This is a genomic window from Streptomyces sp. NPDC056061, from assembly GCF_042266885.1.
Lineage (GTDB): Bacteria > Actinomycetota > Actinomycetes > Streptomycetales > Streptomycetaceae > Streptomyces.
Genome location: NZ_JBHJWQ010000022.1, coordinates 64,101 through 80,794 on the forward strand (window position 1 = coordinate 64,101; position 16,694 = coordinate 80,794).

Annotated in this window: 16 protein-coding genes; 9 read left to right on the forward strand and 7 right to left on the reverse strand. The window is 72.2% G+C overall.

Annotation, left to right across the window (positions count from 1 at the left end; translation table 11 throughout):
- The first annotated feature begins 114 nt into the window (after positions 1 to 114).
- The 6 genes from ACFC79_RS26875 (at position 115) to ACFC79_RS26900 (ending at position 6,029) form a co-directional block, all read left to right on the forward strand.
- On the forward strand, positions 115 to 1,005 hold the full coding sequence (locus tag ACFC79_RS26875; protein ID WP_376245031.1) for a 2,3-dihydro-2,3-dihydroxybenzoate dehydrogenase: 891 nt from the start codon (positions 115 to 117) through the stop codon (positions 1,003 to 1,005).
- 203 nt (positions 1,006 to 1,208) lie between these two features.
- Positions 1,209 to 2,414, forward strand: a complete 1,206-nt coding sequence (dhbC, locus tag ACFC79_RS26880; RefSeq protein WP_376244833.1) for an isochorismate synthase DhbC — start codon at positions 1,209 to 1,211, stop codon at positions 2,412 to 2,414.
- Entirely contained in the window at positions 2,411 to 4,138 is a 1,728-nt protein-coding gene (locus ACFC79_RS26885) for a (2,3-dihydroxybenzoyl)adenylate synthase (protein ID WP_376244835.1), read from the forward strand. Before dhbC ends, ACFC79_RS26885 begins: the two co-directional genes overlap by 4 nt.
- A gap of 14 nt (positions 4,139 to 4,152) precedes the next feature.
- Positions 4,153 to 4,785 carry an isochorismatase family protein gene (locus tag ACFC79_RS26890; protein ID WP_376244838.1) on the forward strand — a complete coding sequence of 211 codons (633 nt, stop codon included), beginning with the start codon at positions 4,153 to 4,155 and terminating at the stop codon, positions 4,783 to 4,785.
- Positions 4,786 to 4,790: 5 nt separating this feature from the next.
- Complete coding sequence (locus tag ACFC79_RS26895) at positions 4,791 to 5,021, forward strand: phosphopantetheine-binding protein (RefSeq protein ID WP_376244840.1); 231 nt, start codon at positions 4,791 to 4,793, stop codon at positions 5,019 to 5,021.
- 237 nt (positions 5,022 to 5,258) lie between these two features.
- A complete protein-coding gene (locus ACFC79_RS26900; protein WP_376245034.1) occupies positions 5,259 to 6,029 on the forward strand; it encodes a thioesterase family protein in 771 nt (256 codons plus the stop codon).
- 162 nt (positions 6,030 to 6,191) lie between these two features.
- On the opposite strand, the gene ACFC79_RS26905 is transcribed toward ACFC79_RS26900, so the two are convergent.
- Positions 6,192 to 6,995, reverse strand: a complete 804-nt coding sequence (locus tag ACFC79_RS26905; protein WP_376244843.1) for a MerR family transcriptional regulator — start codon at positions 6,993 to 6,995, stop codon at positions 6,192 to 6,194.
- A complete protein-coding gene (locus ACFC79_RS26910; RefSeq protein WP_376244846.1) occupies positions 6,988 to 7,524 on the reverse strand; it encodes a VOC family protein in 537 nt (178 codons plus the stop codon). The genes ACFC79_RS26905 and ACFC79_RS26910 overlap by 8 nt, the downstream gene beginning before the upstream one ends.
- 593 nt (positions 7,525 to 8,117) lie before the next feature.
- Here ACFC79_RS26910 and ACFC79_RS26915 point away from each other — a divergent pair.
- Positions 8,118 to 8,756 carry a DUF4232 domain-containing protein gene (locus tag ACFC79_RS26915; RefSeq protein ID WP_376244849.1) on the forward strand — a complete coding sequence of 213 codons (639 nt, stop codon included), beginning with the start codon at positions 8,118 to 8,120 and terminating at the stop codon, positions 8,754 to 8,756.
- Positions 8,757 to 8,899: 143 nt separating this feature from the next.
- Here ACFC79_RS26915 and ACFC79_RS26920 read toward each other — a convergent pair whose 3' ends face one another.
- The 3 genes from ACFC79_RS26920 to ACFC79_RS26930 form a co-directional block, all read right to left on the reverse strand.
- The gene (locus tag ACFC79_RS26920; RefSeq protein ID WP_376244852.1) at positions 8,900 to 10,348 is read right to left on the reverse strand and encodes an ADP-ribosylglycohydrolase family protein; all 1,449 of its coding nucleotides are present in this window, start codon (positions 10,346 to 10,348) and stop codon (positions 8,900 to 8,902) included.
- Entirely contained in the window at positions 10,348 to 11,520 is a 1,173-nt protein-coding gene (locus ACFC79_RS26925) for an ADP-ribosylglycohydrolase family protein (protein WP_376244854.1), read from the reverse strand. Before ACFC79_RS26925 ends, ACFC79_RS26920 begins: the two co-directional genes overlap by 1 nt.
- A 352-nt stretch (positions 11,521 to 11,872) precedes the next feature.
- Positions 11,873 to 13,381, reverse strand: a complete 1,509-nt coding sequence (locus ACFC79_RS26930) for an LCP family protein (protein WP_376244857.1) — start codon at positions 13,379 to 13,381, stop codon at positions 11,873 to 11,875.
- A 101-nt stretch (positions 13,382 to 13,482) separates the two neighbouring features.
- Here ACFC79_RS26930 and tatA point away from each other — a divergent pair, with 101 nt between their 5' ends.
- Positions 13,483 to 13,890, forward strand: coding sequence for a Sec-independent protein translocase subunit TatA (tatA, locus tag ACFC79_RS26935; RefSeq protein ID WP_376244860.1), 408 nt, complete (start codon positions 13,483 to 13,485; stop codon positions 13,888 to 13,890).
- Between the two features lie 216 nt (positions 13,891 to 14,106).
- The gene (locus tag ACFC79_RS26940; RefSeq protein WP_376245037.1) at positions 14,107 to 14,685 is read left to right on the forward strand and encodes a TerD family protein; all 579 of its coding nucleotides are present in this window, start codon (positions 14,107 to 14,109) and stop codon (positions 14,683 to 14,685) included.
- 349 nt (positions 14,686 to 15,034) lie between these two features.
- On the opposite strand, the gene ACFC79_RS26945 is transcribed toward ACFC79_RS26940, so the two are convergent.
- The gene (locus ACFC79_RS26945) at positions 15,035 to 15,922 is read right to left on the reverse strand and encodes a hypothetical protein (protein WP_376244863.1); all 888 of its coding nucleotides are present in this window, start codon (positions 15,920 to 15,922) and stop codon (positions 15,035 to 15,037) included.
- A gap of 87 nt (positions 15,923 to 16,009) precedes the next feature.
- Entirely contained in the window at positions 16,010 to 16,591 is a 582-nt protein-coding gene (locus ACFC79_RS26950) for a TerD family protein (RefSeq protein ID WP_376244866.1), read from the reverse strand.
- Positions 16,592 to 16,694 lie beyond the last annotated feature (103 nt).

The window sequence follows — 16,694 nt, forward strand, 5'->3', positions numbered from 1 at the left end:
CTAACCATACAAGAATGGGAGTCGGTGGCGGGGTGCTCGCGACTGTCGACCCGGGTTGATGGGTAAGGTTAGGCTTACCTTATGAATTGGGGGTCAGTCGTCATGTCCGACGTCATGTCCGGCGTTTCCGCCTTCACGCCCGGGGCCGTCCCCGGGGCCCGGGGCGGGCGCGAAGTCCCGGCCGGGAGCGGCTTCCTGGCGGACCGCCGAGCCCTGGTCACCGGAGCGGGGCAGGGCATCGGCGCCGCCGTCGCCCGCGCGCTCGCCGCGCAGGGTGCCCACGTCGTGGCGACCGACCGGAACGCCGAGGGCGTCGAGGCGTTTGCCGCCGACCACGCCGATTCCGCCGCCCGAGCGGTGCGCGCGAACGCCGGTACGCCGAAACCTGTCGGCGCCATCACGCCGTACGCCATGGACGTCACGGACGCCACGGCCGTGCACGACGTGGTGGACGCGATCGGCACCCGGCACGGAACCCTGGACATCCTGGTCAACGTGGCGGGAATCCTCCGCCCCGGTCCGGCGGCCGAACTGTCCGACGAGGACTGGGCGGCCACCTTCGCCGTGAACACCACGGGCGTCTTCCACACCGCACGCGCCGTCGCCCCCGGCATGGCCGCCCGCGGCCGCGGCAGCATCGTCACCGTCGGCTCCAACGCCGCCGGGGTGCCCCGGACGCGGATGGCCGCCTACGCGGCCTCCAAGGCCGCCGCGGCGATGTACACCAAATGCCTCGGGCTGGAACTGGCCCGCAGTGGCGTCCGCTGCAACGTGGTCGCCCCCGGTTCCACCGACACCCCGATGCAACGGGCGCTCTGGCGGGACCCCGACGCCCCCGCCCGCGTCGTGGCGGGCGACTCGGCCACCTACCGCACCGGCATCCCGCTCGGCCGGATCGCCGACCCGTCCGACATCGCCGACGCCGTCCTTTTCCTCGTGTCGGACCTCGCACGCCACGTCACCATGCAGGAGCTCTACGTCGACGGCGGCGCCACCCTCCGCTGACGGCCGTACCCGCGACGGCCGACGGCACCGCTCCTCCCGGGGCCCCGCCCCGGCGTCGTACCCGGCTGCGACGCCTTCGTCCGCGACAGCTCCGTCCGTATCGACCCGACCCGCTCGCCTCCACCCCGCTCGCCCACCCCGCGCACCCATCCCCACCCCGCACGCCCGTGCCCGCAGCCGGACGTGCGAGAAACGGAGCCACCGTGTCGACGGCATCCCAGGTCGCCGTACCCCGCACCACCGCCGAGCCCGCCCACCCCGCCGTGGGCGTGGCCACCGGCCTGCTCAACTCCTACGTCCCGGGGGCCAGGTTCCTCGGCACCCCGACCCGCACCCTGCTCGGCGAGGGCACGCACAGCGCGGTCCCGCACGACGAACGGCCACCGGCCCTGCGGGTGGCGGACACCCTCGCCGAGGCCCGCGCCACCGGCCACGCCCACCCCGTCGTCATGGGCGCCATACCCTTCGACCAGGACGCCCCCGCCGCACTCGTCGTCCCCGCCACCCTGCACACGGCGCCGCCGCTGACCGCCGACCCGCTGGTCGCCCTCCCCGCCGACCCGCCCTCCCGCACCGACCTGACGATCCACCAGGAACCGGCCCCCGAGCAGTACGGGGCAGCCGTCGCGGCAGCCGTCGAGCGCATGTGGAAGGGCGAGTTCAGCAAGGTCGTCCTGGCCCGCACCCTCAGAGTCGACGCCGACGCACCGTTCGACATCCCCGCGATGCTCCAGCGGCTGGCCCGCCGCGACCCCTCCGGCTACACCTTCGCCCTGCCCACCGGCCCCGACCGCACCCTGCTCGGCGCCAGCCCCGAACTGCTGGTGTCACGGCACGGCTCCCGCGTCGTCGCCAACCCGCTCGCCGGCTCCGTGCCCCGCAGCGACGACCTCGCCGAGGACGTCCGGCGCGCCGCGACCCTCCTCGAATCGACAAAGGACCTCCACGAACACGCCGTCGTCGTCAACGCCGTCCAGGAGAGCCTGGCCCGTCACTGCACGGGACTGACCGTGCCCGCCGAGCCCACCCTGGTCCGCACCGCGACCATGTGGCACCTGTCCACCACGCTCACCGGCACCCTCCGCTCCCCGGACACCACCTCCCTCGAACTCGCCTGCGCGCTGCACCCGACCCCTGCCGTCTGCGGCACCCCCACCGACACCGCCCGCCGGATCATCCGCGAGAGCGAACCCTTCGACCGCGGCTTCTTCACCGGCATGGTCGGCTGGGCCGATGCCGACGGAGACGGCGAATGGGTCGTCACCATCCGCTGCGCCGAGGCCGAACCGACCTCGCTGCGCCTGTACGCGGGAGCCGGAGTGGTGGCCGCCTCCGAACCCGAGGCGGAGACCGCCGAGACAGCCGCCAAGTTCCGCACCTTCCTCGGCGCCGTGGGGGCCCAGCTGTGAACGCCGACCCGACCCCGACCTGGCCCGCCGAGTTCGCCGAGCGTTACCGCGCCGCCGGATACTGGCGCGGCGAGACTTTCGGAGCCATGCTCCGCGACCGCGCCCTCGACCACCCCGACCGCGTCGCGATCGTCGACCCCCTCGGCCACGATGCCACCGAACGCCGCTGGACGTATGCCGAACTCGACGCCCGCGCCGACCGGTTGGCCGCCGGACTGCTGGCCCGGGGCATCGCCGAGGGCGACCGGGTGGTGGTGCAACTGCCCAACGTCGCCGAGTTCTTCGAAGTGGTCTTCGCCCTGTTCCGGATCGGCGCGCTGCCGGTCTTCGCGCTGCCCGCGCACCGCGAGGCGGAGATCCGCTACTTCTGCGAGTTCAGCGAGGCCGCCGCCTACGTCATCCCCGGCGAGCACGGCGGCTACGACTACCGCACACTCGCCGCCGCGGTCCGCGCCGACGTACCCACCCTGCGCCACGTGTTCGTGGCCGGCCCGGACGCGGGGGAGTTCGAGGCGCTGAACGCGGTGCCCGCCGAACCCGTGGACATCGACGGGCCCGAACCCGGCGACCTGGCCTTCCTCCAGCTCTCCGGCGGCAGCACCGGCATCCCCAAACTGATCCCGCGCACCCACGACGACTACATCTACTCGCTGCGCGGCTCCAACGAGATCTGCGCGGTCGACGAGCACAGCGTCTACCTGTGCGTCCTGCCCGCCGCCCACAACTTCCCGCTCTCCTCGCCCGGCACGCTCGGCGCGCTGTACGCGGGAGCCCGGGTCGTGCTGTCCCCGCAGCCCAGTCCCGAGGTGGCATTCCCCCTGATCGAACGGGAACGGGTCACCCTCACCGGCCTCGTCCCCCCGCTCGCCCTGGTCTGGACGGAAGCCGCCCAGGCCACCCCGTACGACCTCAGCAGCCTGGACGTCCTGCTGGTCGGCGGCGCCAAGTTCAGCGAACAGGCCGCCCGCCGGGTCCGCCCCGCCCTCGGCTGCTCGCTCCAGCAGGTCTTCGGTATGGCGGAGGGGCTGGTCAACTACACCCGCCTCGACGACTCCGCGGAGACCGTCGTCACCACCCAGGGCCGCCCCATCTCACCGGACGACGAGATCCGCATCGTCGACGACGAGGACGAGGACCTGCCCGAGGGGAGCGCCGGCCATCTGCTGACCCGAGGCCCGTACACCATCCGCGGCTACTGGCGCGCGCCCCGGCACAACGCCCGGTCCTTCACGGACGACGGTTTCTACCGCACCGGGGACATCGTCCGGCGCACCGGGACCGGGCACCTGATCGTGGAGGGCCGGGCCAAGGACCAGATCAACCGCGGCGGCGAGAAGATCGCCGCCGAGGAGGTCGAGAACCACATCCTCGCCCACCCGGCCGTCCACGACGCCAACGTGGTCGGCGAACCGGACCCCTATCTCGGCGAGCGCAGCTGCGCCTACGTCATCCTGCGGGACGGCACGGAGGCACCGAAGCCCGTGGCGATCAAACGGTTCGTCCGTGACCGCGGCATTGCCGCCTACAAGGTGCCCGACCGCGTCGAGTTCGTCACCGAGTTCCCGCACACCGGCGTCGGCAAGATCTCCAAGAAGGACCTCCGGGCCGCCGCCCGGACCGCCCCCGACACCCCTGCCCCCGCCGCGCCCGACGCCCCCGACATCCCCGACACCCTCACTCCCGACACCCTCGCCCCCGGCACCTCCGTCCCCGCACAGAACTGAACCGGACACCTCCCATGGCCCTGGCCAAGATCAGCTCGTACCCCATGCCGACCGCGGCCGATCTGCCCGCCAACCGGGTCGACTGGAAGGTCGACCCGTCCCGCGCGGTCCTGCTCGTGCACGACCTGCAGAACCACTTCCTCTCCGCCTACGACGTCCGGACCGGCCCGATCCCGGAACTCCTCGCGGGTGTCGCCGCCCTGAAGGCCCGCGCCGCACAGCTCGGCATCCCCGTCCTCTACACGGCCCAGCCCGGCGGACAGACCCCGGCCGAGCGCGGCCTGCAACAGGACTTCTGGGGTCCCGGCCTGCCCGCCGACCCGGCGGCCGAGGCGATCGCCGGAGCCGTCGCACCCGGCCCCGGGGACACCGTCGTCACCAAGTGGAAGTACAGCGGCTTCGCCCGCACCGACCTGGCCGACCGGCTGGCCGCACTCGGCCGCGACCAGCTCGTCATCACCGGCGTCTACGCCCACATCGGTGTGCTGATGACCGCCTGCGACGCCTGGATGCGGGACATCCAGGCATTCGTCGTGGCCGACGCCGTCGCGGACTTCTCCGCCGAGGACCACGCCATGGCGCTGAAATGGGCGGCGGGCCGATGTGCCGCCGTCACCACCGTCGACACCGTTCTCGAAGGGATCTGAACACCATGGCGCTCACCCTGGAGCAGCTGCGCGCGGACATCGCCGACGTCCTCGGCGAATCCGTCGACGACATCCCCGACGACGAGAACCTCGTCGACTACGGCCTCGACTCCGTCCGCCTGATGATGCTGGTCGGCCGCTGGCGCGAGGCGCACGGGACGGACGTGGCCGTCGCGGACCTCGCCGAGCGCCCGGCGATCGAGGAGTGGGCCGTGCTGATGGGGATCGGCGCCTGACACCGCCCCCGACGCCCCGGCCGAGGGGCGCACGGAAGAGTGCGCGGGCAAGGGCGTACGGGGAGAGGCGCGCGGGGCGGGGAAGGCGTGGCGGATTCACGGCCACCCCTTCCCGTTCGCGCCGGAGGAAGGCAGTTGTACCCTGCAAGCGTTCAGTCCCGCCCACCGGACGCAGGAGACCTCTTGAGCACCGCGGACGACTCCCCGACCAGTTACTTCGAGCGAATCGACGAACGGATGTACCGGCCCACCCGCCACGCGGGCGGAGCCTGGAACGCGGACGAACTCCACTTCAGCCCCGTGGGCGGACTCGTCACGCACGCCATCGAACGCTTCCTTGCCGCGCGTGAGGGCGCGGGCGGGGATGCCGGAAGCGAGATGCATGTCAGCCGCATCAGCTTCGACATCCTCGGCCGCATCGCCGTCGACGACATGGAGATCCACGTCGAGACGATCCGTCCCGGTCGCACCATCGAGCTCGTCGAGGCGACGCTCGTCATCGCCGGGCGTTCCGTGGTCCGCGCCCGCGCGTGGCTCCTCTCGGCGGGCGACACCGCCTCCGTGGCGGGCGGCGGGACCGAGCCGCTGCCCCACCCGGACCGGGCCGAGCCGTGGCCCATGGCCGACATCTGGCCCGGAGGCTTCATCGCCTCGATCGACGTGCGCACGATCGGCCTCCCGCAGCCCGGCCGCACCACCGCCTGGCTCACCACCGGCCTGGACCTGGTGGCCGGCGAACCGGCCGGTCCGCTGGCGTCCTACGTCGCCCTCGTCGACACCGCCAACGGCATCGCGACGCGCCAGCCGCCCGGCAAGTGGATGTTCCCCAACGTCGATCTGACCCTCCACCTGCACCGTCAACCGCAGGGCAGCTGGGTCGGGTTGGACACCGCCGTCACCTTCGGCGACAGCGGACACGGCGTCACCAGCACCGTGCTCCACGACATCCACGGCCCGATCGGCCAGTGCCAGCAGATGCTGACGGTCCGGCCCCTGGAAGCCCCCTGACACCTGCCGTGCCGAGCCCGCCGACGGCCACCCCGAGTGCGCCGGACGCGGGCGAGGCGCCCCGGCCCCCGGACCCGGGTACCGGCCTCCGCGTCCCCGAGCGCGCACATGCGCGCCGCGCACTTCGATCCGCATCTCGATCCGCAGCCCGGTGCCCGCACGTTACTGCCAGCTCGCGGTGTCCGGGTCGATGCCGTGGGCGCGGGCGCAGGCGTCGACGATGCGACGGAACCACGTGGCGAGGCCGGGGCGGATGCCGTCGTAGTGGGCGGCAAATGCCGGATCGGCCTCGTACATGCGGGCGAGGCAGACCTGCATCTGCCTGGTGAGGGGAAAGTACGAGGCGAAGACTTCGCGGTGCCGCTCGACGAGTTGATTCGCTTCCGGGCTGCCGGGCACGACTCCGGCGTCCATCGCATCCCCGAGGGCGCGGTCGAGGTCGGTGACGGCGTCGGCGATGGCCTGCCATTCCTCCGGACCGCGAGCGGCCGAGCGCTCGGTGTACTGCAGCCATTGCTTCGTGTCCCCGTAACGCCGACGGGCTTCGGCGGGCCAGTCGGGGTTCCACCGGGGGCCGAAGATCGCGGCCTGCTGCTCGACGGTCAGCAGCAGGCCGCGCTCGTGGGCGTCGATCAACCGATCCAGTCCGGTTCCCAGCCGCTGGAGGCGGTCGATCCGTTCGGTGACCTGGGCGCGCTGCGCGCGCAACGCGCCGGGCACGTCCGCGGTCGAGTCGTCCAGGACGGCCCGGATCCTGTCCAGACCGAGGCCGAGCTCACGGTAGACGACGACGCGTTGCAGGCGTTCCAGGTCATCGGCGGTGTAGAGCCGGTATCCGGCAGCCGTGCGCAGCGACGGCCGCGCCAGACCGATCTCGTCCCAGTGGTGCAGGGCGCGGACCGTCACATCCAGCCGAGTCGACACCTGGCCGACGGTCAGGCCATCGGCGGCAGTGGTATCAGGCATGCTCCCCATTGTCGCCGGGACCGTCGCCCGGTGCGGTGATCCCGATGGCTGCAAGGTTCCGCGCCTCCTGACTGTCCGGATCGAAGGGCTTCGCCGCGGTGAAGACGATCCGTGCGTTCTCTGGAGTGATCACCTCCACGTCGCGGGTGTTCCAGGCGGTGTCCCGCGGACCGTCGACCGAGTTCGGGCGCAGCGCACGACAGGCCTCGGCAAGGGGATCGACCTGGCTGAGCAAGCCCGAGAAACTGAAGCTCATCGCCGGTGGCTGCTCCGGAACGCTCGCCGCGGAGACGAGGAGTACGTCCTGAAACGCCCAGCGGCGCAGATGCACGAGTGTGCCGGGGATGCCGAACAGCTCGAAGAACCCGAGTCCACGAATCCAGAAGTCCACCGACGCCGCCAAATCGCTGGTGGGGATCGTCACGAACGCGGGCATTCCATAGATGCCGCGGAACGGCTCCGGCGGAACCGCGTCAGGGCCGGGGGTGGGCACGGGGCTCATCTCGAACGCGTTGTAGTAGTCGCTCATGGGGCCCACTCTTGAGCCTCACGCCGCGTGAGGGTCAAGCCGGATCCGTGAACGCCGCCCGAGGACGCGACCGGCGTGGTGGCCGGGGGCGCATCGGGGGCAGCGTCCGGGCCCGTGCCCATCGGCTCCTGGACCGACGGGGCGGTCCGCTGCGGGTGTGCTCAGCACCCGTTCGAGGCGGTGTGTTCCGCCCGGCGGGCATGCCACCGGCCGTGGTCAAGACGTAGCGGGTCACGAGTCCGTCCCAGCGGGCGGCGGTCGTGAACATGTGCGCAACGGTGGCGGGAACCACCGATCCGGCCCGTCGGCGGCGTGCCCCGGAGCGGTGGCGGCGCACCGTGTGCGGCCCCCGCTTCCGCGCCGGGCGGGGGCAGGGGAGGGGGCACAGCAGGTGCGAGGGAGGGGCGGGGCGCGTGGGGGTGCGCCCGGGGCGGTGCGTGCGGTGTTCAGTCGGACGTGTAACAGGCATGTATTAGCGGGTGGTTGGGCGGAACGGTTGCCCGGTCCCGGCCGGTCATGGTGGGCAGAGATGCTCGCTGGTGCCGACTGGGACCGAGCGGCGGGCACCCCCTACCGATTCTGAGGAAGAAACGATGCGCGTTCGCAAGCTCACCCTCGCCGCACTGGTCGTCGCCGCAGGCATCTCGCTCACGGCTTGCCAGAACGACGACGACGCCATGGCGCAGAACGACCCGCCGGCCGCGTCCACCGCGGGCGGCGGTTCGAGCTCGGGCGGTTCGGGCCAGGGGGACGGCAAGGACTCCGCCGGGAAGGCCACGACCGGGGGGAGCGACTCCGGCACGAGCGGCGGGACGGGCAAGTGCCGCACCGACGAGCTGGAGATCACGGCGGCGGACCGGACCATCGGCGGCGATGACGAAGGCACCGTCGCGGTGACGCTGAAGAACGGTGGCGGCCGGGACTGCACGTTGTCCGGGTACGCGGGCGTCGACCTGAAGACCGACTCGGGGACGCTCTCCGCGAAGCGCTCCGACGAGAAGTCCGACCCGGTCACGCTCAAGGACGGGAAGTCGATGTACTTCGGCATCAACTACCCGATCAACACGTCGGGCGGCTCCGGCGTCCGCATCACGGGACTGGTGGTGACCCCGCCGAACGAGACGAAGTCGGTCACCCTCGACTGGCCGGGCGCCGCCACGCTGCCCGTCACGGACGGTTCCGGCTCGGTGGTGAAGGTCGGCCCGATGGGGGGCATCGGACAGGGCGACTGACCCTCACCTCCCGGGGCGTTCGGGCCGCGCCGCGCCGCCGCCCGAGCGCCCGTCGGTGCGGGATGCGAAGCCCCGGCCACCCCCGACCCGCCGGACCGGCCGGAGAACTCGTCCGGGACGGAAGCGCCGGGAGACGGCCGCCGTCATGCACGGGCCTCCAGGGTGAGGCGGGCGAGTTCGTCGAAGCCGATGCCGTCGAAGCCGCGCACGGAGGTGGTGAGGCGGTTCTTCAACGGGGTCGTCCAGTGTTCGCCGAGCGCCTCCGGGCTCCCCGCGAGCAGGCCCGTGATCGACCCGGCGGTGGCCCCGTTGGAGTCGGTGTCCCAACCGCCGGACACCACACGGCAGATGGATCCCCGGAAGTCTCCGTCGGCGTGGGTGAGGGCGGCGGCGAGCAGCGCGGCGTTGGGCAGGACGTGCACCCAGTGGTGGTCGGGCGCGTAACGGGCGTGGAGCACGTCGACGACCTGCTCGAAGCCGGTGGCGGTGCCGGTGGGCTCCGCCCGGGCGGTGCCGATGCCGAAGCGGATCGCCTGTGCGTAGCGCGAGTTCGGCGGGACGTGGCGCAGGGCGGCGGCCAGCGTCCGGTGGACCGTGACGGGTGTGGGGCCGGCCGCGTGGGCGAGGGCCGCCGCCACGAAGGCGGCCCCGTGGACGCCGTTCGCGGTGTGGGACAACGCCGCGTCCCGGCGGGCCAGTTCGGCTGCACGTGCCGGATTCCCCGGGTTCGCCCAGCCGAAGACGTCGGCCCTGATCTGGGCACCGATCCACTCGCGGAACGGATTGCGGTACGTCGCCGTCCGCGGCGGTTCCAGCCCGGTCAGGAGGTTGCGGTAGGCGACCCGCTCCGCGGTGAACGTGCGACCGGCCGGCAGTTCGTCCAGCCACAGCCCTGCCACGTCGTCCGTGGTGAAGCCGTGGCCGTGGCGCCGGAGCAGCATCAGGTTGAGGAGCGGGTAGTCGAGGTCGTCGTCCTCCGGCATCCCGTCGATGTTCTCGGCGAGCGAGGTGGGGCGGGAGCGGCGGTTCCAGGGGTGCGCGGCCGCGACGGCCGGGTCCAGTTCCCTCGCGGTGAACCAGGTGTGCAGGGGCCAGTTGCCGGTGGAGCGGGCGATGGCGCGGATGCCGTCGAGGGAGACCTTCTCGACGGGCTTGCCCAGCAGACAGCCGATCGCCCGGCCCAGCCAGGCCGCGTGCAACCGGTCGTGTTCCGTGCCCGGGGCGGGCCGGGGGCCAGGGGCGGCGTCGTGGATCGGGTCACGGTTCGCCTCACGCTCCGCGTCGCGCATCGGGCTGCACTTCGCGTCACTGTTCGTGTCGCGGTTCGTGTTCTCGCAGGGTGGGACGGGCGCCGCTTCCGCCGCGGCGAGGGGCGAGGGGAGGTCGGCGAGCGCGTCCAGCAGTTCCTCCGCGAGTGCCCGCAGCCGGGGAGGAGCCGGATACGGTGAGGCGCCCGCGCGTTCCGGGGCCGGGTGGCCGCCCGCAGCGGCCCAGCGGTGGGCGATCTCCGACGCGTCACGGCCGTCGAGGGCCGCCTGACGCAGTTCGTGCCCGACCAGATCCTCCGGCTGCACCCAGGTCAGACGTGGCATCAGAGGTCCGCGATCGCGGCGAAGGCTGCCTCGTGGGCGCGTCGTCGCTCCAGGTCGCGGGCATGGATCTCGCGGGCGACCCGGGCCAGGGCGGCGGCGGGGGACCGCAGGTCCAGTCGGCTCGCCCGGGCGACCGCGGCGCTCCACTCCTCGGGCACCGCGTCCTCGCCGTGCAGGGCGCCGACGAGCGCGCCGCTCATCGTGGCGATCGAGTCGCAGTCGCGGCCGTAGTTCACCGCACCGAGCACCGTGTGCCGGAAGTCGCCGCCGCCCACCAGCAACATGCCCAGGGCGATGGGGAGTTCCTCGATGGAGTGCAGGCGAGAGGGCCGCCGGGCCCCCAGGGACGGGTTGCGGTACTCCGGGCCCACCGTGTCGAAGGGCGCCACCGCCTCCCGCAACGGGGCGAGGGCCTCCTCGAAGTCGTCGTACCGGAGGGCGGCCTCGCACACCGCCTCGATCGCCGACCGGGTGCCGTCCTTCGCCACCCCGAGGGCGGCCTCGACGACGGACGCGGGCGTCGCACCCGGCTCGAACGCACCCGCCACCGCCGCAGCGAAGACGCCCGCCGCCTCGCGACCGTAGGACGACTGGTGGGCGCCCGCGATGTCCAGGGCCTCCTCGTACGCCTTGAGCGGGTTGCCCGCGTTCACCACACCGACGGGGGCCATGTACATCGCCGCACCGCAGTTGACGATGTTGCCGACGCCGGCCTCGCGCGGGTCGACGTGCCCGTAGTGGATGCGTGCGACGATCCACTTCTCCGCGAGGAAGATCCGCTGGAGCGGCAGTGCCTCCGCCTCCAGCTCGGGAATCCAGCGGGGGCGGGACATCAGGTCGGGGACCAGGTGGTCGGCGATCGCGTAGGCATCGAGGTGGTCGCGCACCTTCTCGTAGACGCGTACCAGGGCATGGGTCATCAGGGTGTCGTCGGTGACGTGCCCGTCGCCCTTGTGATACGGCGCGATGGGACGGGCGGTCCGCCATGCGTCGCCGTGGAACGGCCCCACGATGCCGCGCACCCGGCCGCCGTGCCGTTCGACGATGGCCTGCGGGGTCCAGCCCTCGACCGGGCCGCCGAGCGCGTCGCCCACGGCGGCTCCGACGAGGACGCCGGCGGTGCGGTTCTCCAGATTCGTGACGGCGCGCAGGGCGCCGGTCCGGGCGGTCATGCCGGGAAGCCTCCAGGAACGGGGGAGTGGGTGCGGCCGTCCGGGGCGGTCGGACGCCCCGACCGGGCGACGCGCTCCGGGCCGACCGGGCGGCGGCGGGCGCCGCAACGGCGCGAGGACCGTGGGGAAGTGCTGACATGCACGGTGAACCCCTGCCTATTTCTGGAGATATGCCCCGATTTAATGCCGGTGGCGGCCAAGGATACGGCTGCCGGTGCCGACGTCCTCGCAGCCCGCGACGGGGTGTTCACCCGCTCGGACGAACCGGCTGGGCGTGGGGCCGGGTGCGCCGCCCGGCGGGGCCGTCCACCGCCGGGTGCGCACCCGTACCGTCCGCCCGCCCGTGGGCGGGTCATCCGTACGAGAGGTTGGAGCAGGGGTTGTCGTCGGCGGAGCGGGCGTCGTCCGCCACCGTGGCGGGGAGGGCGGGTGGCGGGGTCGAGGCGGTGGCACCGGGTTGGCCCGCGTACGTGCTGCCGACGACGACGGTGAGGCCCGGAGCGGCGGCCTGGGTGAGTTCCGCGCCCGGGAAGACGCGGGCCAGTTCGCCGGCCTGGTCCTTCTGGCCGGGGCCGTATCGGACGACGGTGCCGGCCTGGGTGCGGACGGTGGCCGTCGTGACATCGGTGACGGTGAATCCGTGCTCCTTCAGCGTCCCGGCCGCACGGGCGGCGAGACCGGGCACGGTGGTGCCGTTGTGCACGGCCACCGAGATGCCGGAGCCCGACACCGGCCCTTCGGTACCCGATGAGGGTGACGGGGCCGGTGCCCCGCTCCGCCCGCCGCCCGCGTCCTCACCGTCGATGGTCCGGTCGGCCCGCAGCGCCGCCCACAGGGCGTCGGCGTCCGGGTGGACGATCGCCACCCGCGCGCCCTGGTACTTCCACGGCACGGTCACGAACTTGGTGTTGTGGAGATCGATGTCCTTCATCGACATCGCGAAGGAGACCAGCTTGTCCGCCGAGCCGAGCCCGGGGTCGACGGTCATCGACTTGGTGGCCGCGTCCGCGAGCGGGAACAGTTTGGCCGGTGTGAGCCCGTCGCTCTTGATCTGCTTCAACAGGCTTGCGACAAAGGCTTGCTGGCGTTTTATGCGCCCTATGTCCGAGCCGTCGCCGATGCCGTGCCGAATGCGTACGTAGTCCAGTGCCTGCCGGCCGGAGACGGTCTGCGGTCCCTTGGCGAAGATCCGTTCGCCGCGGGTGGTGCGGTTCGGGTTCAGGTCTTGCTGGTAGACGTCCTGGGGCAGGCAGACCTGGACGCCGCCGACGGCCTCGGTCATCGTCGCGAAGCCCTTGAAGTCGACGACGACCGTGTGGTCGACGCGCAGCCCGGTGAGCTTCTCGACGGTGTTCTGGGTGCAGGCGGGGTTTCCGGCCGCAGTCTCCCCGACCGAATACGCGGCGTTGAACATGGCGTTGTGCTGCGGCTGGGACCAGGAGCCGTCCGGCAGTCTGCAGGGCGGGATGTCGACGAGGGTGTCGCGGGGGATGGAGACGGCGACGGCGTGCTTCTGGTCCGCGTAGGTGTGCAGCAGGAACGCGGTGTCGGAGCGGCCGACGTCGTCCTTGTCCCCGCCGCCCAGTTCGCTGTTGCCGTCGGTCCTCCCGTCCGAGCCGATCACCAGGACGTTCGACCCCTTGGTGGAGGAGGGCGGCCGGTCGCCGGACACCCCGTCCGCGCTGAAGGTGGTGATGTTCCCGTTCAGTCGCAGATACGCCCAGCCCGCACCGGCCGTCCCCAGGACGAGCAGTGAGGCGGTGACGGCGAGGACAGCTCGGCCGCGCCCCCGTTTGCGCCGTCGGCCGCGCTCCGCCACTGTGCGCGCACGGCGCCGGGATGCCTGGCGGTTGTCTGTCATGTGTCCACCCCATCGGTCATGCGGCCACCGCATTGGTTCCGGTCACAGGGAAGGACGACTGATCCCGCCCCACGGTTGTACAGTTGCGCAATGTAGCAAGCATGATCCGTGAACGGCGCCCCGCGCGGGCCCTGAAGAAGAGAGGGGTGGGTGGAGTGTTCCGCAACGCGCTGGAGCCCTGGCATCTGCTGATCCTGGTGCTGGTGATCGTCGTGGTGTTCGGGTCGAAGAAGCTGCCCGACAGTGCCCGAGCCCTGGGCAAGTCGCTGCGCATTCTGAAGAGCGAGACCAGAGCCATGAAGGAGGAGGGCGCACCGACTCCGGGCCCGGCCTCCTCCGACTCGGTTCCGTCCGACCCGGCTGCGTCCGGCGGGTCCGAGGCGGTCTCCCCGTCGGTCCGGCTCATGCCGGGGACGCCCGAGGGCGGCACGTCCCGGAGTGTCCGGTCGGCGCCGGGGGACGCCGCCTCGGCCCGTCCCGTCAGGGAGAACGGCACCGAGCCGCGGTGATGCGGGCGGCGGCCCGTCCCCGGCCCCGGTCGGGTTCGCGCCCGCCGGCGCCGTGCGCGTGGCGTGATCCGGTGCACGGGTGATCCCGACCGGCACGGGTACTTCAAAGATTGCGTAATGTCTGAACTATCGTGAGGTAAGTACGCCCCGACGGAGCTCCGGAGCCCCGGTGGTCCGGTGGGCAGATCATCGGCGCGTCGAAGGAGAGCAGTAGTGTTGGGCGTCAGTCTCGCCAAGGGTCAGAACGTCGTCCTGAACCAGGACGGCACACCGCTCGCCGACGTCACGGTCGGTCTGGGCTGGGACGCACATCCGGTCGGCGGCGCGGACTTCGATCTCGACGCGTCCGCGATCATCTGCGGGCCGGACCAGAAGGTCATTTCCGACCAGCACTTCGTCTTCTACAACAACCTCGCCAGCCCGGACGGGGCAGTGCGGCACACCGGTGACAACGTGACCGGTGACGGCGACGGTGACGACGAGCAACTTCTCATCGACCTCGACCGGCTGGACGGGAGCACCGGGCAGATCGTCTTCACCGTCTCCATCCACGACGCGCAGAACCGCGGCCAGAACTTCGGGCAGGTGGAGGACGCCTACATCCGGGTGGTCGACAACCTCACGGGTCGCGAGATGTGCCGCTACGAACTTTCCTACGACGCCGCCGGCGAGACGGCCATGGTCTTCGGCGCCCTCTACCGCAGGAGCGGCGAATGGAAGTTCCGCGCGATCGGGCAGGGCTACGCGTCGGGTCTGGCCGGTATCGCCGCGGACTACGGCGTGGACGTCTCCTGAACGAGTCGGCCGAACGGTCCGACTGAGCGTCCCGACCGGGCGAGTCGGCCGAACGAGCAGATGGAACGAGCCGGACCGGCGAGCCGAGCCGATCAGCCGGAATCCGGACGTGTGGCCCCCTCGCCGTCGAGCGGCGGGGACGGGCGACCGGGACGCATCGGTCCGGGCCCGGTACCGGGCCCGGACGGTCGTACCCGTGCCGGATCGGGGCGATCGTGCGTGAACGGCCGTTCTGATCGTGCGGCCGGGCCGCACGCGCCCGGCGGACGCTCGTACCACCGGTGCGAACGCCGGGCGATCACCTCGTCCGGACGGTTCCGCCACCGCGTCCGTCCTTCGCGCCCCGCGGTCAGCCGCGCGTGTCGGGGAGGCCCGGCCCGCTGAAGTCGGGTCGGCTGAAGTCCGGCCCGCTGAAGTCCGGCCTGCTGAACTCCGGTCGGCCGGAGCCGGTGTCGCCACCGGAGCCCGGTCCGTCGAAGCCCGGACTGGCGAACCCCGGTCCGTCGAAGTCGGGGCTCTCGAAATCCGGGCTGCCGAATGCCGGACGGCCGAAGTCGGGGCTGCTGAAGCGGGGTCGGCGATCCGGGGCACCATGACGGCCGGGCTCGGGGTCCGCCGGCTCCTCCCGGAGCCGAGCGACGAGGAACGGCCGGATGCCGCTGTCGCGCAGCGCGTCGTGCCACGCCTCCCTGGCCCGGTCGAGGTCCTCGGAGTGCTCGGCCCGGTGACCGGCGTCGGACGCCTTGTGCTCGGCTGCGGTGCGGTAGAGGGCCACGACGCCGACAACGGCGGCGAGTGCCGCCGTTGCGAGGCTGATCCAGCCCGCGCCGATCAGGGTGTCGGCCATGCCGGGCAAGCTGTCGGTGAGCCGCAGCACATACCCCAGGCCCAGGAACGTGGCCGCGGCGACGGCCGCCAGGACCGGGGTGAGTACCGCCAGCACGGGCACCAGCCCCGCACCCGTGCGCTCCTGGTGCCCCGGCCCGGACAGGGATGTCCCGCGCCCCGACTGCCCGCCGCTGTGCGCCCGTTGCCGCAGTGCCAGGTACGCCTGGTACTCGGGCTCGGCGGCCGATGCGAGACGTGGACCGGCCGCGAGCCCCTTGACCCGCAGCTGCCCGGCGCCGATGCGTGACCGGGCCAGCAGGTGCTGTATCTCCGCCGAACCGATGACCTCGTCGAGGACCACCGCGTAGTCGGCCCTGTCCTCGTCAAGCAGCCGGAACGACCGGTCCATTCCGTTCCCCCGATATGTGGTGATCCGTTGCCCGGCTCGTGCCGGGCGCGACGTGCGGGACCCGGCGGCGTGCCGGTCCTGCCGGGCCTACAGATGGCCGGCGACCACCGGCAGCAGGTCCTGGAAGGTACGTCCGTTCGCGGCGGCGCCGATGGCAGTCATCTGCCAACCAGCCCCGGAACGCGTCACCTTGGCCATGATCTGCGCGGTGTGGCGCCCGCCGCCGGTCAGCGTGTAGCGGGCGAGCTCCTGCCCCGTGGTCTCGTCGACGAGGCGGCAGAAGGCGTTCTCGACCTCCTCGAAGGTCTGACCGGTGAAGGAGTTCACGGTGAACACGATCTGGTCGATGTGCGCGGGGACGCGTTGCAGATCGACGACGATCGACTCGTCGTCACCTCCCTGACCGGCACCCCCGACCAGGTTGTCGCCGGTGTGCCGTACCGCCCCGTCGTTGCTCGTCAGGTGCTGGAAGAAGACCACGTCCTGCGCCTGTCCACCGGCGAACAGGATCGCCGAGGCGTCCAGGTCGATCTCGCGTGCGGTGAGACGGGCCAGGAAGCCCTTGCGGGGTGCGGCCTTCCAGCCGAGCCCCATGCGTACGACGGTGAGTTCGCCGCCGCCGGACTTGGCGAGGCTGATCCGCTGGCCCTTGGAAAGATCGACGCTCATGGATCCGTTCTCCTCTCGGATGTGTCGGTCGATGACCGGTTCGACGGGTCGGGTCCGACGGGTCGTTTCGGTGGTTCGGGCTCGGCGCGTCGGTTCGACGCGC

Excerpts from the sequence above, each read along its gene's own strand:
- ACFC79_RS26875 (WP_376245031.1), top strand. The coding sequence starts at position 115 with ATGTCCGGCGTTTCCGCCTTCACGCCCGGGGCCGTCCCCGGGGCCCGG.
- ACFC79_RS26890 (WP_376244838.1), top strand. The coding sequence starts at position 4,153 with ATGGCCCTGGCCAAGATCAGCTCGTACCCCATGCCGACCGCGGCCGAT.
- ACFC79_RS26895 (WP_376244840.1), top strand. The coding sequence starts at position 4,791 with ATGGCGCTCACCCTGGAGCAGCTGCGCGCGGACATCGCCGACGTCCTC.
- ACFC79_RS26900 (WP_376245034.1), top strand. The coding sequence starts at position 5,259 with ATGTACCGGCCCACCCGCCACGCGGGCGGAGCCTGGAACGCGGACGAA.
- ACFC79_RS26905 (WP_376244843.1), bottom strand. The coding sequence starts at position 6,995 with ATGCCTGATACCACTGCCGCCGATGGCCTGACCGTCGGCCAGGTGTCG.
- ACFC79_RS26910 (WP_376244846.1), bottom strand. The coding sequence starts at position 7,524 with ATGAGCGACTACTACAACGCGTTCGAGATGAGCCCCGTGCCCACCCCC.
- ACFC79_RS26915 (WP_376244849.1), top strand. The coding sequence starts at position 8,118 with ATGCGCGTTCGCAAGCTCACCCTCGCCGCACTGGTCGTCGCCGCAGGC.
- ACFC79_RS26920 (WP_376244852.1), bottom strand. The coding sequence starts at position 10,348 with ATGCCACGTCTGACCTGGGTGCAGCCGGAGGATCTGGTCGGGCACGAA.
- ACFC79_RS26925 (WP_376244854.1), bottom strand. The coding sequence starts at position 11,520 with ATGACCGCCCGGACCGGCGCCCTGCGCGCCGTCACGAATCTGGAGAAC.
- ACFC79_RS26930 (WP_376244857.1), bottom strand. The coding sequence starts at position 13,381 with ATGACAGACAACCGCCAGGCATCCCGGCGCCGTGCGCGCACAGTGGCG.
- tatA (WP_376244860.1), top strand. The coding sequence starts at position 13,483 with ATGATCCGTGAACGGCGCCCCGCGCGGGCCCTGAAGAAGAGAGGGGTG.
- ACFC79_RS26945 (WP_376244863.1), bottom strand. The coding sequence starts at position 15,922 with ATGGACCGGTCGTTCCGGCTGCTTGACGAGGACAGGGCCGACTACGCG.
- ACFC79_RS26950 (WP_376244866.1), bottom strand. The coding sequence starts at position 16,591 with ATGAGCGTCGATCTTTCCAAGGGCCAGCGGATCAGCCTCGCCAAGTCC.